The organism is Micromonospora sp. NPDC023814 (genome assembly GCF_040639595.1).
Lineage (GTDB): Bacteria > Actinomycetota > Actinomycetes > Mycobacteriales > Micromonosporaceae > Micromonospora.
In genome coordinates, this window is the sequence record NZ_JBFAAF010000003.1 from 184,437 (window position 1) to 201,165 (window position 16,729).

Consider the following 16,729-nt stretch of genomic DNA (forward strand, 5'->3'; position numbering starts at 1 on the left):
GCCGGAGATGACATGATGGAGGCGTGCCCGCATTCGTGACACCGCTGTTCACGCCGATCACCTACGCCCGGTGGCTGCACATGCTGGTCGCCGCCGTCTTCGCCGCCGCCTGCACGGCCGTCATCCCGGGGCTGGAGGGTTCGCCGCTGCGAACCGCCGCGTTGCTGCTGGTGGTGCCGGTCCCGGTGCTGCTGGTGGCCGGCCTGCTGCCGCGGGTGCGTGACGCGGAGCGGGCACAGGCGCGGCTGCTGCTGTTCGGCGGCGACGCGGCCGTGCTGCCCGGCGGCGAGCCGTCGTGGTCCGCGCGTGGACGCACCGTCGCATGGCTGCTGCTGCGCCTCGAGGTGGGGGTGGCCGTCGCCTACTTCACCGCCGCGATGCTGGAGTCCACGGTGGTGCTGCTCTCCGCCCCGCTCGGCGCCACCGACGTGGTGCTCTTCGGGGTCTCCCTGCCTGCCGGCCGGTCGCCGCTCTGGCTGGCGCTGGTGCCGCTGCTGGCGGTCGCGACGGTCTGGCCGGTGGCGCTCTCCGGCAGGCTGCTGGCAGCGGGTGCGCGGCGGCTGCTGGGCCCGTCGCCCACCGAGCGGGTGGCCGCCGCCGAGGCGCGGGCCGAGCGGCTGCTGGAGCAGAACCTGGTCGCGCGTGAGCTGCACGACGCGATCGGGCACGCGTTGGCCACCATCGTGCTCCAGGCGATGGCGGCGCGCGAGGTCCGCGAACGCGACGGCGCCTTCGTCGGCGAGGCGCTCGGCGCGATCGAGCGGACCGGCCGCAGCGCGATGGAGGACCTCGAGCGGGTGCTGACGCTTGTGCGCGGTGACCCGGCCGCCGCCGCTCCCGCTCCCACGCTGGCCGAGCTGGGCACGCTCGTGAACGGCGCCCGCACCACCGGTGCGCGGGTCGACGCCACCGTGAACGGTCCGGTCGGCGTGCTCTCCACGGTGATCTCCCGCGAGGCGTACCGCATCGTGCAGGAGGGCCTCACCAACGCGCTGCGACACGGCGGTGCGGCGCCGGTCTCGGTATGCGTGGAGATCGCTGCCGACCGGCTGGACCTGTGTGTCGACAGCCCGCTGGGCCACCCCGGCTCGCCGCCGGCGGCCCGCCGGGCGAACGGCGCCGGGCCGCGCTCCGGCGGGTTGCGCGGCATCCGCGAACGGGTCGTGCTGCTCGGTGGCGAGGTGCTCGCCGCCGGGCCCGTCGGCCAGCGCTGGCGGGTGCACATCCGGCTGCCTCACGCGCCGCGGGACGAGGTGGCGGCGACGACGCACTAGGCTGTCGTCCGTGGGCACCGACGTCCTTCTTGTCGACGACGAGGAACTGGTCCGCGCCGGGTTACGGGTCCTCATCGAGGCCAATGACGACCTGCGCGTGGTCGGCGAGGCCGCCGACGGCAACGAGGTCGTGGCGGCCGTCAAGGCGACGCGGCCGCACGTGGTGCTGCTCGACGTGCGCATGCCGGTGATGGACGGCATCCAGGCCACGGCCGAGGTGCGGCGAGCATTCGTCTCGCCGCCGCGCATCCTCATGCTCACCACGCTGGAGCAGGACGCGTACGTGCACGCCGCGCTACGGGCGGGGGCACACGGCCTGCTACTCAAACGGGCGTCGGCCAGCGAGATCGCCCACGCGATCCGGCTGGCGGCTGGCGGCTCCTCGCGGGTGGTCCCCGCGACCTACCTCCCGCCCGCTGGGCAGTCCGTTCCCGCGCCCGGCGGTAACCTGGCGGCGGTCGCCGCGTTGACCGCCCGCGAGCGCGAGGTGCTGCGTCTCATGGCGCAGGGGTTGTCAAACACCGAGATCGCCGCAAGACTCGTGCTGGGTCGGCAGACCGTGAAGACACATGTCAGCAGTGTGCTGGCGAAGCTCCAGGTCCGGGATCGCACCCAGGCCGTGATCGCCGCCTATGAGGCCGGGCTGGTGCCCAGGCGCTGATCGCACCTGCGTCACGGACCCACACGATTCACGGAGAACGGTGCGGTGCCGCGCAGCGCCCGCCGTCGCCAACGCGGGGGAGTCCATGTCAGACAGTTCCGTACGATCACCCGGTAAGGCGTGGCTGCGCCGTTACCGTCCGGTTTCGTCGCCGCGGCTGCGGCTGGTCTGCCTCCCCTACGCCGGTGGCAGCGCGGCGGCCTACCGCGAGTGGGCCGCGCTGCTGCCGCACGACGTCGAGCTGCTCGCCGTCCAGTATCCCGGCCGTCAGGACCGGCTCGCCGAGCCGTGCGTCGACGACCTGCAACGCATGGCGGACCTGGTCACCGGCGCACTGCAGGGCGAGTTCGGTTGTGATGTGGCCGTGTTCGGGCACAGCATGGGCGCCGCGATCGCCTTCGAAGTCGCGCTCCGCCTGGAGATCCTGCACGGCGTGCAGGTGGCGCACGTGTTCGTGTCGGCGAACGCCGCGCCGAACCGGAGGCCCACCCGGCAACTGCACCGCGCGCCCGACGACGAGCTCGTCGCGGAGATGAACCGGCTCGGCGCGGCGGACATGTGGCTGCTCGCCGACGAGGACATCCGCCAGCTGGTGCTTCCGGCGTTCCGCAGTGACCTGCGGTTGATCGAGACGTACCGGCACCGTCCGGGTGCGCTGCTCAGCGCGCCGATGACCGTCTACGCCGGCGCCGCCGACGCCGATGTCGAGGTGGACGAGGTTGCCGCCTGGCGTGAGTTCGCCGCCGGTCCGAGCGAGCTGCGGGTCTTCCCTGGCGGGCATTTTTTCCTGCACGAGGACACTGAGGATCTGGTGCGCGACGTCGTGGCGCGGCTGCGCCCGTCGGGCGCGGTGTAGGGCGATGTAAGCCATATTCGTTGCGCCAAAAGGGTTCCGGTCGGTACGGACAGCCGTTATAGTTCGACGCAGGGCAATCGAAAGACTCAGATGCATCGATAAGCTCCAAGGCTCGGTGTTGTGGTGCTGCATGAAGCGGGCAGCCGAGATTCGCCCGGGCCATACCAATAGCAGGTTTTACGGGGGAGTGGTTCCTGCATGGTCATGTCGGAAGCGGCGTTGACGTGTGTCCGCCGCTATTACGAATTGGTCGACAAGCGCGACGTTGCGGGGATGGTCGCGCTGTTTACGCCCGACGCTGTCTATGACCGGCCTGGATACGACACGTTCAAGGGCCGCGCGGCGCTCGACGAGTTCTACCGCGCGGATCGGGTGATCGCCGACGGGCGGCACACCTTGCGCGCGACGGTCTGCGACGGCACCACCATTGCGGTTCAGGGTGACTTCGAAGGCGTGCTCAAGTCGGGGGAACACGTGCGGCTGAGGTTCGCCGACTTCTTCGAAGTCGCGCCGGACGGCTTGTTCAGCCGGCGCGACACGTACTTCTTCGCCCCCATGGTGTGATGCGCATGTCCCGTCGCGCAGATCAGTTGGACCCTGCCGGCACTGGAGCACGCACCGAGACGACGACCGACTGGAGCCGTTTCGGCGTCGCGACGTCGGAGCTGCTGAGCCCATCTGCGAGAGACGCCCGGCTGCGGGATTCCCCGTTCGGACAGGCGTTCACCGAGCACATGGTGACAATCCGCTGGACCGCCGACCGCGGCTGGCACCACGCGTCCCTGCGCCCGTACGGCAGCCTGCCGCTGGACCCGGCGATGGTCGGGCTGCACTACGGCCAGGTCGTCTTCGAAGGGCTCAAGGCATACCAGTCACCCGGCGGCCAGACATCGGTGTTCCGGATGGCCGACCACGCCAGTCGCCTGCGGCGCTCGGCGCGCCGGTTCAGTATGCCCGAGTTGCCGGAGTCGCTGTTCGCGGAGTCCATCGAGGAACTGGTGCGGATCGACCGGGCCTGGGTGCCTGCCGCCGAGGGCCGAAGTCTCTACCTGCGCCCCATCCTGTATGCGGAAGACCCGCACCTCGGGTTGCGGCCGGCCACCACCTACCGCTACCTGCTGATGGCCTTCGTGACGGAGAACTTCTTCGGCGCCGCGGAGGACGGCGTGTCCGTGTGGGTCACCGACACCTACACCCGGGCCGTCCTCGGCGGCACCGGCGAGGCGAAGTGTGCCGGCAACTACGCCTCCGGTTACCTCGCACAGCAGGAGGCCGCCGACCACGAGTGCCAGCAGGTCCTGTATCTGGACGCGAACGAGCGGCGCTGGGTCGAGGAGATGGGCGGCATGAACGTCTTCGTCGTCCGTGGCAGCGGCGCCGCCGCCGAAGTCGTCACGCCGTCGCTCACCGGCACGATCCTGCCGGGCGTCACCCGCGACTCGCTCCTCACCCTCGCCCGCGACGCCGGGCTGCGCGCCACCGAGAGGCCCCTGGCCCTCGAGGAATGGCGTGACGGTGCCGCGCGCGGCGAGATCACGGAGGCCTTTGCCTGCGGCACCGCCGCGGGTGTGACGCGCATCCGTCGCATCGTCACCGCTGACGGCGCGTGGAACGCCGGGTCCGCCGCAGGCGCCCCGATCACCGAGCGGTTGCGTGTCGCCCTGACGGCCGCGCAACGAGGCGACGGCCCGGACCCCCGCGGCTGGCGGCACCCCGTGCGCTGACGGTCGATCCGCCGCGCGACGCACCGCGACCTGACAGCCTGCTCCGCTGCACGCGATCCGATGCGTGCTGCCCGACCCTGACCGACGTACCTATGGAGGAAACCGTGACGAACCCGTTCGACGACCCCGACGGCCGTTTCTACGTGCTGGTCAACGACGAGGGCCAGCACTCGCTGTGGCCCCACTTCGCCGAGGTGCCTGCGGGGTGGACGGTCGCACACGGCGAAGACAGCCGTGACGCCTGCCTCGCCTACGTCGAGGAGAACTGGACCGATCTGCGGCCGAAGAGCCTCATCGAGCAGATGGGCGGCTGACCGACCGAACCGCGCCCGTTGGCGCGGCGAGAGAGATCACGAGGGGTACGACATGACGGTAACGTGGTCGGCGGTCGACGGGGCGCGGATCCTGGATCTCACCAGACTGCTTCCGGGTGCCTTCGCCACCATGCTGCTCGCGGATCTGGGTGCCGACGTCGTCAAGGTGGAGTCGCCCGACGGCGGCGACCCGAGCCGGCGGGTCGACGCCGAAGGATTCGCCGCCATCAACCGCAACAAGCGGTCGCTCGCGCTCGATCTGCGCACCGCCGACGGTGTGGCCGCGTTCCTCCGGCTCGTGGCGACGGCCGACGCGGTGGTGGAGAGCTTTCGGCCGGGCGTACTCGACCGGATGGGCCTGGGCTACGAGCGCCTGCGCACCGTCAATCCCGGCATCGTGCTCTGTTCGCTGTCCGGCTTCGGACAGGACGGCCCGTACGCGCACCGGCCCGGCCACGACCTCAACTTCCTGGCCCTGGCCGGCTTCTTCGCCCTGCCGCACCGGGCAGGCGAGCGGGTGGACCGGGTCGGCAGCCGGGTCGCCGACCTGGCCGCCGCGATGTACGCCGCGCTGGCCCTCGCCGTCGCCCTGCCCGGTGCCCGAGCCACCCGCTGCGGCCAGCACATCGACGTCGCCGCGCACGAGGCCGCGTCGGCCTGGACGGCGCCCATGCTGCTGCCGTTGCGGCACCTCGCGACACCGGCCGACAGCCCGCTGGTGATGGGCGACTACGACCTGTTCGAGACCGCCGACGGGAAGCGGCTGTCGTTGGTGCTGTTCGAGGACCGGTTCTGGCTCACCTTTCGCACGGCACTGGCACCCGAGTTTCCCGAACTCGGGACGGACGCCTACGACACCCGCCGCGAGCGCACCCGGCACAAGGTCGCCGTGCACGCGTTGCTCACCAAGGTCGTGGCGGCCCGCACGCTGGACTGGTGGGACGAACGGCTGTCGACAGTGGACGTGGCGTGGGCGCCGGTGCTCGACGACGCCGCAGCGTTCCAGGCCGACCCGCACGTGCAGGCGCGCGGGCTCGTCGGCGAGGCCTCCGGCCCCGGCGGCGCGACAGTGCCGCAGGTGCGGTTCCCCGTGCGGTTCGGCGCCGGTCTGGACACGTTCCGCCGCCGCGCCCCCGAACTCGGCGAGCACACCGAGGACGTCCTCGCCGAGGTCCAGGCCCCGGACGCCGGCGGAACCGCCGCGACATGACCAACCCGGGCATCCACTCCCTGCTCCAGGAACGCCGGGCCGCCCGCTCGCGCGTGCGGCCCGGCACCCTGCGCCGTGTCGTGCGCTACGCCGGCCCCTACCGGCGGCACCTGCTGATCCTGCTGCTGCTGGTTTCGCTGGACGCGATCGCCGTCGTGCTGGATCCGCTGCTGCTCAAGCTCATCATCGACCGCGGCATCCTGCCCCGCGACGTGGGCGTGGTGCTCGGCCTCGCCGCGCTGGTCGCGGTCACCGCGCTGGTCAACGGCGTCGTCAATCTCGCCCAGCACTGGTTCTCCGCGCGCATCGGCCAGGGCGTCGTGTGCGACCTGCGGATCCAGGTCTTCGAGCACCTGCAGCGCATGTCGGTCGCCTTCTACACGCACAACCACACCGGCACCCTGCTCAGTCGGCTCGGCGCCGACGTGAACGGCGCGCAGCGGGCGCTCACCACCACCCTGTCGTCCGTCGTCTCCAGCGTCATCAGCATGGCGGCGGTGCTCGTCACGATGGCCTACCTCTCCTGGCAGTTGACCCTCGTCATCGCGATCCTGCTGCCGACGTTCATCTACCTGCCGGCCCGCATCGTCGGCCGCCGCATGCAACACGTGACCCGGCGGCAGATGGAGGCCGACGCGGCACTCGGCGGCTTCATGGCAGAGCGGTTCAACGTGGCCGGCGCCGTGCTGTCCAAGCTGTACGGCCGGCGAGCCGACGACGCGGGCCGGTTCGCCGCCAACGCCAGGGACCTGCGCGACGCCGGCGTCGTCGTCTTCATGTACGGCCGGGTCTTCGCCGTCACGCTGACCGTGCTCGCCGCCGTCACCACCGCGCTCGTGTACGGCTTGGGTGGCTACCAGGTGATCGACGGCACGATCCAGCTGGGTGCGCTCGTGGCGCTCGCCGCGCTGCTCACCCGCCTCTACCGCCCGCTGGTGGGGCTCTCCAACGTGCACGCCGACGTGATGACCGCACTGGTCAGCTTCGACCGGGTCTTCGAGGTGCTCGACCTCGCGCCGCACGTCGCCGAGCGGCCGGACGCCGTGACACTGACGGACGCCGCCGGCCGGGTCGAGTTCCGCGACGTCTCCTTCGCCTACCCGGACAGTGCCGAGGGCAACCTGTCCGCGGCGACGGCGAGCGGCCCGGCCGAGGCGCCCAACCCGGTCGTGGTCCGTGACGTGTCCTTCCGAGCCGAGCCCGGCCAGATGATCGCCCTGGTCGGGCCGTCCGGCGCCGGGAAGAGCAGCCTGCTGAACCTGTTGCCCCGGCTGTACGACGTGACGTCCGGCAGCGTCAGCATCGACGGCCACGACGTCCGCGACCTGACGCTCGCCTCGCTCAGCGCGGCCATCGGCGTGGTCACCCAGGACTCCCACCTGTTCCACGACACCATCCGCGCCAACCTGGAGTACGCCAGGCCGGGCGTGACGGACGCCGAGATGCACGCCGCGCTGGAGGCGGCCCAGTTGGCCGATCTGATGCGGCGCCTGCCCGACGGGCTGGACACCGTCGTCGGTGACCGCGGATACCGGCTCTCCGGCGGCGAGAAGCAGCGGCTCGCCCTGGCCCGGCTGCTCGTCAAGGCACCGCCCGTCGTCATCCTCGACGAGGCGACCGCACACCTGGACTCCGAGTCCGAGGTGGCCGTCCAGCGCGCGCTGCAGCATGTCATGGCCGTTCGCACCTGCCTCGTCATCGCGCACCGGCTGTCCACCGTGCGCAGCGCCGACCAGATTCTCGTTCTCGAACGCGGCCGGGTCGTCGAACACGGCCGCCACGACGAGTTGCTGCGCCACGGCGGGCTCTACGCCCAACTCTGCGCCGTTCAGTTCGACGATGCGGCGCAACCGGTCGACACCACGGGGAGAGACGTTGTCGAGCACACCAAGCGTTGACCTGCCCGTACCGCCCCCGAGTGGTGCACCGATCGCCATCGTCGGCCTGGCCTGCCGGCTGCCGGGCGCTCCCGACCCGGCCGCGTTCTGGGCCCTGCTGCGCGACGACCGGCACGCCGTCACCGAGGTGCCTCCGACACGCTGGCAGCCCTCCGGCCCGGACGACCCGACCCGCTGGGGCTGCTTCCTGCCCGACGTCGACGGGTTCGACGCCGGATTCTTCGGGATCTCGCCGCGCGAAGCACGCATGATGGACCCTCAGCAGCGCCTCCTGCTCGAACTGGCCTGGGAGGGCATCGAGGACACCGGCGTACCCGCCGACCAACTGGCCGGCCGCCCGGTCGGAGTCTTCATCGGTGCGATGGCCGACGACTACGCCAAGCTGGTGTACGGTCACGGACCTGGCGACGACGCGCCGCACGTCCTGACCGGCCTGCACCGCAGCGTCCTGGCCAACCGCATCTCCTACCGGCTCGGCTTCTCCGGCCCCAGCCTGACCGTCGATGCCGGGCAGTCCTCCTCCCTGCTCGCCGTGCACGTCGCGGCCGAGAGCCTGCGCTCTGGCGAGTGTGAGATCGCCCTGGCGGGTGGGGTCAACCTGAACCTCCTCGCCGACACCGCCCGATACACCGCCGACTTCGGCGCGCTCTCACCCGACGGGCGGTGCTACACCTTCGATGAGCGGGCCAACGGCTACGTCCGGGGCGAGGGCGCCGCACTGGTGGTTCTCAAACCGCTCGACCGGGCTGTCGCCGACGGCGACCGCGTCTACTGCGTCATCCGTGGCGGCGCGACCAACCACGACGGCGGCGGCGACCGGCTCACCGCACCGAGTCAGGCCGGCCAGGAGCAGGTGCTACGCCGCGCCTACGAGCGCGCTGGGGTCCCGCCGGCACAGGTCGGCTATGTCGAACTGCACGGCACCGGCACCCCCGTCGGCGACCCGGTCGAGGCGGCCGCGCTGGGCGCCGTCCTGGGCCGGGCCCGTCCGGCAGGTGATCCGCTGATCGTGGGCTCGGTGAAGACCAACATCGGCCATCTCGAGGGCGCCGCCGGCATCGCCGGTCTGCTGAAGGTGGTGCTGGCGCTGCGGCACCGGGAACTGCCGGCCAGCCTCAACTTTCGTTCCGCCGGCCCCGCGATCCCGCTCGGCGAACTGGGGCTGCGGGTCAGCACGGAACTGGGGCCCTGGCCGGGTGCCGGTCGGCCACTGCTCGCCGGGGTCAGCGCGTTCGGCATGGGCGGCACCAACTGTCATCTGGTCCTCGCCGAAGCGCCCCAGGGCACCGCGGGAACCGGTGTTGCCCCGGTGACCGGCGTCGGCCCGGTGCCCGTGCTGATCTCGGGCCGGTCCGCTGCGGCGGTGCGAGCCCAGGCGCGCCGGCTGGCCGACTGGTGGGAGGGGCCGGGCCGGGCCATCCCGGTGCCGGCGGTGGCGCGGGCCCTGGCGGCCTCCCGGGCCTGCCTGGAGCACCGGGCGGTGGTGGTCGGCGCCGACCGCGAGTCGATCGTCGCGGATCTGCGCTCGGCGGCCGTCGAGGCTTCCGGGACCCTGCCGGGCGGGGTCGTGCTCGTCTTTCCCGGCCAGGGCTGGCAGTGGGCTGGCATGGCCCGCGAGCTGATCGGGGCGTCGCCGGTCTTCGCCGACCGGCTTGCCGCGTGCGACCGCGCGCTGTCTGGCCTCGTCGACTGGTCCGTCATCGACATCCTCGGGAGCGAGGACGACTCCTGGCTGTCGCGGGTGGACGTGCTGCAACCGCTGCTGTGGTCGGTCATGGTCTCCCTCGGGGCGGTGTGGCAGTCGTCGGGTGTCCCCGTGGCAGGCGTGGTCGGCCACTCCCAGGGCGAGGTCGCCGCGGCCTGCGTCGCCGGTGGGCTGTCGCTGGAGGACGGCGCCCGGATCGTCGTGGTCCGCTCGCGCCTGATCCGCGAGTTGGCCGGCACGGGCGGAATGCTGTCGGTCGGTCTAAGCCGGGCCGACGTCGAACCGGAACTTCCCGACGGCGTGGAGGCAGCGGTCGTCAACAGCGCGTCGTCCACCGTGGTCGCCGGTCCGGTCCCGGTGCTGGAGGCGCTCGCTGCCCGGTGGACCGGGCGTGGGGTCCGGGCGCGGCTGATTCCGGTCGACTACGCCTCCCACTCCGCCGCCGTGGACAGGGTCGCCGACCGGTTGGTCGCGGAACTGGACGGGCTGACGCCCCGGTCGTCGTCGGTTCCGCTGGTGTCCACCGCGACCGGCGAGGTGCTCGACACCGCCGGCATGGATGGCCGCTACTGGCTGCGCAACCTCCGCCACACCGTGCGGTTCGACCTCGCCATGCAGACCCTCGTCGGTCTGGGTGCCCGGATCTTCGTCGAGGTCAGTGCCCATCCGGTGCTCGAACTCGCCATGTCCGAGTGCGTCGAGGCCGCGGGTGTGCCGGGCGTCGTCGTCGCCTCGCAACGCCGTGACCGCCCGCAGTACGAGACTCTGCTCCATGCGCTCGGCCAGGTCTGGGCCGTCGGCGCGCCGGTGGACTGGACCACCGTTCTCGGATCCGATCGCACCCACGTCGACCTGCCCACGTACGCCTTCCAGCGCGCTCGGCACTGGTTCACCGCAGAACCCACCGACGACGGAACGGCCGACGGCGGCGCCGAGATCACCGTGCAGACGAGTGACCTGGGTGAACTGACCCGCACCGTCGCCGCCCGCGTTCTCGGCCACGAACGACCCGACGACATCGACGTGGACCGGCCGTTCAAGGACCTCGGGTTCGACTCCAGCCTCTCCCTCGAACTCTGCAGACGCCTCGGCGCGGCCGTCGGAGCCACCCTGCCCGTATCGGTGGTTTTCAACCACCCCACCGTCACGGCGCTCGTCGCCTACCTCACCGACCGGATCGGCGGAACACCGGCGGCCGTCCCCGCTACCCCGACGGTCCTGCCGTCCCTCGAGCCGTTGGCGGTCGTGGGTATGGCGTGTCGTTTTCCGGGTGGGGTGGATTCGCCTGAGGATTTGTGGCGGGTCGTCATTGAGGGCCGCGATGTCGTCGGGGGATTTCCGGTCGACCGTGGCTGGACGGTTGACGGTTCGTTCGCCCGGGTGGGTGGCTTTCTCGACGCCGCTGCGGACTTCGACGCCGAGCTGTTCGGAATTTCGCCGCGCGAAGCTCTCGCAATGGATCCGCAGCAACGGCTCTTGTTGGAGGTCTCCTGGGAGGCGCTGGAGCGCTCTGGTATAGCCCCTGACTCTCTACGGGCTTCGCCGACGGGCGTGTTCGTGGGTGTGATGGGTCAGGAGTACGGGCCTCGGCTGGGCGAGGCCGATGCCCGGGTGGAGGGCTATGGGCTGACCGGTGGTTCGGTAAGTGTTGCCTCTGGTCGTATCGCTTATGTGTTGGGTCTTGAGGGGCCGGCCGTGTCGGTGGACACGGCGTGTTCGTCGTCCCTGGTGGCGCTTCATCTCGCGGGTCAGGCTCTGCGGGCGGGGGAGTGTGACCTGGCGTTGGTGGGTGGGGCGACGGTGATGTCCACGCCGGGTCTGTTTGTGGAGTTCGAGCGGCAGGGTGGGTTGGCGGGGGACGGCCGTTGTAAGGCGTTCTCGGCTGCCGCTGACGGCACGGGCTGGTCTGAGGGTGTCGGCGTTCTGGTGGTGCAGCGGTTGGCTGACGCCATTCGTGATGGTCGGCGGATCTTGGGTGTGGTGCGGGGCTCGGCGGTCAACCAGGATGGGGCGTCGAACGGTCTGACCGCTCCCAATGGCGCTTCTCAGCAGCGGGTTATCCGACAGGCCTTGGCTGCCGCGGGTGTGGATGCGGCCGATGTCGATGTGGTGGAGGCGCACGGAACCGGCACCCGTCTGGGTGATCCGATCGAGGCCCAGGCGATTGCGGCCACGTTTGGTGCTGCTCGCCAGGGCCGTGACGCTGTGTGGCTTGGTTCTCTGAAGTCGAACGTGGGTCACACCCAGGCCGCTGCCGGGGTGGCTGGTGTCATGAAGATGGTGTTGGCGTTGCGGGCGGGGGTGTTGCCGAGGACGCTGCATGTGGACGAGCCGTCGCCGTTGGTGGATTGGGATGGCGGCGTGCGGTTGTTGTCCGAGCCGGTGCAGCTGGTTGCCGGTGAGCGGCCGTGGCGTGCCGCTGTTTCCTCGTTCGGTATCAGCGGCACGAACGCCCACGTGATCGTCGAGGCCCCGCCGGAACCAACGGCCCCGCTGGCTCCGTCAGCCGGGTCGGAGTCGTCCGCCGCATCCGAGAGGCTCCCGACTCCGGTACTGGTGTCGGGGCGTAGCGTGGCTGCGCTGCGGGAGCAGGCCGGCCGGCTCGCGGACTGGCTGGAGCAGGAGGGCCGGGACGTGCCGCTGCCCGACATCGCCCGAACCTTGGCGCTGTCCCGGGCGGCCCTGGATCACCGTGCCGTCGTGGTCGGTGACGACCACGAGTCCGTGGTGGCGGGTCTGCGGGCCACGGCGGCGCACACGACGGCGCTCATGCCGGTGTCATCGGGGGCGACTGGCGTGGTGTTGGTGTTCCCCGGGCAGGGCTGGCAGTGGGCAGGCATGGCCCGAGAGCTGCTCACCAGTTCGGCGGTGTTCGCCGATCGTCTGGCCGAGTGCGACCGGGTCCTGTCCGGCCACGTCGACTGGTCCGTCACCGACATCCTCCAGAGTGAGGACGAGAGGTGGCTGTCCCGGGTGGATGTGGTGCAGCCGGTGCTCTGGGCGGTGATGGTGTCCCTGGGCGCAGTGTGGCTGTCCTGGGGCGTCCCGGTGACCGGGGTGGTCGGTCATTCCCAGGGCGAGGTCGCGGCGGCATGTGTGGCCGGCGGCCTGTCACTTGCCGACGGCGCCCGGGTGGTAGTGGTCCGGTCCCGGCTGGTGCGGGAGTTCGCCGGCACCGGTGGGATGCTGTCAGTGGGGCTCGGCCGCACCGAGATCGAACCGCACCTGCCCGAGGGTGTAGAGATCGCGGTTGTCAACAGCGCTGCGTCGACCGTCGTCGCCGGACCTGTGGCCGCCCTGGAGGCGCTCGCCGCACAACTGGTCGAGCGTGGGGTGCGAGCGCGGATGGTTCCCGTCGACTACGCCTCCCACTCCGCCGCCGTCGATGCGGTCGCCGACCGGTTGACGAAGCAACTGGACACCCTGACACCGTGTTCCTCGCAGATTCCGGTCATCTCGACGGTAACCGGCGATGTCGTCGACACCGCCGACATGGACGCCGGCTACTGGCTGCGCAACCTCCGCCAGACGGTGCGGTTCGACACCGCCATGCAGACCCTCACCAGCCGCGGCGCCCGCGCCTTCGTCGAGGTCAGCGCCCACCCCGTGCTGGAACTGGCCATGTCCGAATGCGCCCCCGACAGCCTGGTGGTCTCCTCCCAGCGCCGCGACCGCCCGCAGTGGAATCACCTGCTGACCACCCTCGGCCAGGTCTGGACCGCCGGTGTCCCGGTCGACTGGGCCGCCGTCCACAGCCCCGGCGTCATCCGCACCGACCTGCCCACCTACGCCTTTCAGCACCAGCGCTTCTGGCTGACTCCCACCGCCCCGGCCGGCCAGCACAACGCTGACCATCCGGTGCTTGCCGCCAGCACCCACACCACCGCCGACGAACCCACCATCCTCACGGGGCGCCTCGACCCGCACACTCTCCCCTGGCTGGCCGACCACGCCGTCAGGGACACCGTCGTGCTCCCCGGCACCGCATTCATCGAATGGCTCGTCCACACCGGCGACCACCTCGGCCACAACCGCATTGCCGATGTCATCATTCACACCCCCCTCACCGTCCAGGAGCACACCGCCCACGACATTCACATCGTCTGTGTGCCGGTTGACGGCTCCGCGCACACCGCCCGCATCTACGCTCGCCGCCACGGCATCGACAACTGGACCCTGCACGCCGAAGGCCGCCTCGACACGGCCGACGAGCCCGCGGACATCGCCGTGGGACCCTGGCCGCCCGAGGGTGCCCAGCCCGCACCCATCGACACGTTCTACACCGACGTGACGGCCGCCGGCTATCAGTACGGGCCGGCGTTCCGGGGCATGCGGCAGCTGTGGCGGCGCGGCGGCACGCTCTACGCCGACGTCACTCTCCCCACCGACGAACCGGCCACCGGCGTGGCCATCCACCCGGCGCTGCTGGACGCCGCGCTGCACCCGCTGCTGACGGCCGACGAACTGCGACTGCCGTTCGCCTGGACCGGCATCCGGGTGCACGCCACCGGCGCTCGCCGCGCGCGCGTCACCGTGACCCCGAACGGCCCGGACAGCGCCCGGATCCGGCTCACCGACGACGACGGCCGTCCCATCGTCGACATCGACGAACTCCGCCTCCGCGCGCTGCCCGCAGTCCCCACGGCCGCGTCCTTGGCAACCGTTTCCTGGGTACCGCCCGAAAGTGCCCCGACGACGGACACCGCAGGGTCGATCTCACCCGTGGTCGTGTACTCCCCACCGGCCGGGAACGCCGTGGCCGACACCCTTGCCGAATTGCAACGGTTCCTCGGCTCGACCGAGCAGACCGGCGGGCGGCTGCTCGTCCTCACCCGCGACGCCCTCGTCGCACCCGCGGAGGGCCACGTCGACCCGGCCGGCGTCGTCGGCGCGGCGGTCTGGGGCCTGGTGCGTTCGGCGCAGTCGGAGCATCCGGGCCGGTTCCTGCTGCGCGACGTACCCACGGACGTCGAGCCTGATCTCGACGCTCTGCTGTCCACGGCGGAAGAGCAGGCGGTGCTACGTGCCGAGGGCGTTCTGGTGCCTCGTCTCCAGCCCGCGCGCCCGGTGGCGGCGGAGGCGCCCGCTCTCGGTGACGGGTGGGTGCTGGTGACGGGCGGCACCAGCGGTGTCGGCGCCCTGGTGGCCGAGCACCTCGTGTGCCGGCACGCGGTGACAAAGCTTCTGCTGTTGAGTCGTTCCGGTCCGAACGCCGACGGCGTGGCTGCGCTCGTGGACCGGCTGGAGACCCTTGGCGCGACGGTGCGGGTGGTGGCCTGCGACGTGAGCGATCGGGCGCAGCTGCAGGGCGTTCTCGACGACGTCGACAGGCTCGTGGGGGTCGTCCACGCCGCCGGGGTGCTGGACGACGGCGTGCTGGAAGGGCTGTCGACCGAACGGGTCGCGAACGTCCTCAACGGCAAGCTGGGCGGCGCCCTGCTGCTGCACGAGCTCACCCTGGACCGGGACCTGGCGATGTTCGTCGTCTTCTCCTCCGTCGCCGGAGTGCTCGGCAACGCCGGTCAGGCCAGCTACGCGGCGGCCAACGCCGGCCTGGACGGGCTCGCCCTGTTGCGCGCGGGCATGGGTCTGCCGGTCACGTCGATCGCGTGGGGGTTGTGGGAAACCCAGACCGGCATGACCCGTGGCATGCAGGACCGCGACCGCAGCCGCCTCAAGCGGTCCGCGGTCGAGGCCATGCCGACCGGCGAGGCGCTCACCCTCTTCGACGCTGCCATCACCGGCGCCGAACCCGTCGTCGTCGCGGCGACCCTGAACCTCGGCCGGGTGGCCGACCCGGCACCGCCCATGCTCCGGCGGCTCACGCGGAAAAGCAGCCCAACCCGGCGCCGTGTCATCGCGCCGACGGATGCCGGTGCTGCGGAGCAGGAGCTGGCCACGCTCAGGCCGGCCCAGCGCCGGCGCCGGTTGCGTGACCTGGTGCTCGCCCACGTTGCCAACGTCCTCGGCCACGGCAGCTCCGAGGCGGTCGACCTGGACCGGCCGTTCAAGGAGGTCGGCTTCGACTCGCTGACCGCCGTCGACCTACGCAACCGGCTCGCCGCCGCGCTGGGGAAGCCCCTGCCCCCCACCGTCGTCTTCGATCATCCCACCCCGGCAGCGCTCGCTGATCACCTCGACATCCGCCTCGGCGGCGGCAACGGCAGCAGGTCCGCCGACAACGCGCATCCGGTCGTGGAGAGCCTCGAACGGCTCACCGAAGTCCTCGACGACGCCGACGCCGCCGATCTGATCGAGCACCGTGTGACGCATCGTCTGCGGACGCTGCTGTCGCGGCTCGACGGGGGCACCGACCGCGACCCCGACGACCTCGACGCCGACCTGCTGAAGGCCTCCGACGACGAGCTCTACGACTTCCTCCAGCACGAACTCGGCATCACGCACGACCCATTCACCGACGGCTCAGGAAGGTGAACGCGATGAACAACGAGGACAAGCTTCGCGAGTACCTCAAGCTCGTCACCGCCGACCTGCGCAAGGCCCGTCGCCGTGTCCAGGAACTGGAGGCCATCGAGCCGTTGGCGATCGTGGGTATGGCGTGTCGTTTTCCGGGTGGGGTGGATTCGCCCGAGGATTTGTGGCGGGTGGTTGTTGAAGGTCGTGATGTGGTCGGGGATTTTCCGGCCGATCGCGAGTGGGAGGTGGAGGGCTCGTTCGCCCGGGTGGGTGGTTTTCTCGACGGCGTCGCGGATTTCGACGCGGAGTTGTTTGGTGTCTCGCCGCGTGAAGCTCTCGCGATGGATCCGCAGCAACGGCTGCTTCTCGAGGTTTCCTGGGAGGCCCTGGAACGCGCCGGTATTGCGCCTGATTCTTTGCGGGGTTCGCCGGCGGGTGTGTTCGTGGGTGTGATGGGTCAGGAGTATGGGCCTCGGTTGGGTGAGGCTGGTGGTGCGGTGGAGGGTTATGGGTTGACTGGTGGTGCGGTGAGTGTGGCGTCTGGTCGTATTGCTTATGTGTTGGGTCTTGAGGGGCCGGCGGTGTCGGTGGATACGGCGTGTTCGTCGTCTCTGGTGGCGTTGCATTTTGCGGGTCAGGCGTTGCGGGCGGGGGAGTGTGACCTGGCGTT

Annotated in this window: 10 protein-coding genes; all 10 read left to right on the forward strand. The window is 71.1% G+C overall.

Annotated features, from left to right (window positions below):
- Positions 1-23 precede the first annotated feature (23 nt).
- Positions 24-1,274, forward strand: coding sequence for a histidine kinase (locus AB0G14_RS02730; RefSeq protein ID WP_357693027.1), 1,251 nt, complete (start codon positions 24-26; stop codon positions 1,272-1,274).
- A gap of 10 nt (positions 1,275-1,284) precedes the next feature.
- A complete protein-coding gene (locus AB0G14_RS02735) occupies positions 1,285-1,935 on the forward strand; it encodes a response regulator transcription factor (protein ID WP_357693029.1) in 651 nt (216 codons plus the stop codon).
- Positions 1,936-2,020: 85 nt separating this feature from the next.
- Entirely contained in the window at positions 2,021-2,791 is a 771-nt protein-coding gene (locus AB0G14_RS02740) for an alpha/beta fold hydrolase (protein ID WP_357693031.1), read from the forward strand.
- Between the two features lie 198 nt (positions 2,792-2,989).
- A complete protein-coding gene (locus AB0G14_RS02745) occupies positions 2,990-3,355 on the forward strand; it encodes a nuclear transport factor 2 family protein (protein WP_357693033.1) in 366 nt (121 codons plus the stop codon).
- 26 nt (positions 3,356-3,381) lie between these two features.
- Positions 3,382-4,515, forward strand: a complete 1,134-nt coding sequence (locus AB0G14_RS02750; protein WP_357693058.1) for a branched-chain amino acid aminotransferase — start codon at positions 3,382-3,384, stop codon at positions 4,513-4,515.
- Between the two features lie 92 nt (positions 4,516-4,607).
- Positions 4,608-4,829 (forward strand): MbtH family protein, encoded by a 222-nt coding sequence (locus AB0G14_RS02755; RefSeq protein WP_357693035.1) that lies wholly within the window; start codon positions 4,608-4,610, stop codon positions 4,827-4,829.
- A 52-nt stretch (positions 4,830-4,881) separates the two neighbouring features.
- Positions 4,882-6,039, forward strand: a complete 1,158-nt coding sequence (locus AB0G14_RS02760; RefSeq protein ID WP_357693038.1) for a CaiB/BaiF CoA-transferase family protein — start codon at positions 4,882-4,884, stop codon at positions 6,037-6,039.
- The gene (locus AB0G14_RS02765; protein ID WP_357693040.1) at positions 6,036-7,937 is read left to right on the forward strand and encodes an ABC transporter ATP-binding protein; all 1,902 of its coding nucleotides are present in this window, start codon (positions 6,036-6,038) and stop codon (positions 7,935-7,937) included. The genes AB0G14_RS02760 and AB0G14_RS02765 overlap by 4 nt, the downstream gene beginning before the upstream one ends.
- Positions 7,915-16,077, forward strand: coding sequence for an SDR family NAD(P)-dependent oxidoreductase (locus tag AB0G14_RS02770; protein WP_357693042.1), 8,163 nt, complete (start codon positions 7,915-7,917; stop codon positions 16,075-16,077). The genes AB0G14_RS02765 and AB0G14_RS02770 overlap by 23 nt, the downstream gene beginning before the upstream one ends.
- 5 nt (positions 16,078-16,082) lie before the next feature.
- The coding region (locus tag AB0G14_RS02775) for a beta-ketoacyl synthase N-terminal-like domain-containing protein (protein ID WP_357693044.1) at positions 16,083-16,729 on the forward strand (647 nt) is incomplete at its 3' end.

Bases quoted from the DNA above. Each gene is read 5' to 3' on its own strand.
- AB0G14_RS02740 (WP_357693031.1), top strand. From the start codon at position 2,021: ATGTCAGACAGTTCCGTACGATCACCCGGTAAGGCGTGGCTGCGCCGT.
- AB0G14_RS02745 (WP_357693033.1), top strand. From the start codon at position 2,990: ATGGTCATGTCGGAAGCGGCGTTGACGTGTGTCCGCCGCTATTACGAA.
- AB0G14_RS02755 (WP_357693035.1), top strand. From the start codon at position 4,608: ATGGAGGAAACCGTGACGAACCCGTTCGACGACCCCGACGGCCGTTTC.
- AB0G14_RS02760 (WP_357693038.1), top strand. From the start codon at position 4,882: ATGACGGTAACGTGGTCGGCGGTCGACGGGGCGCGGATCCTGGATCTC.
- AB0G14_RS02765 (WP_357693040.1), top strand. From the start codon at position 6,036: ATGACCAACCCGGGCATCCACTCCCTGCTCCAGGAACGCCGGGCCGCC.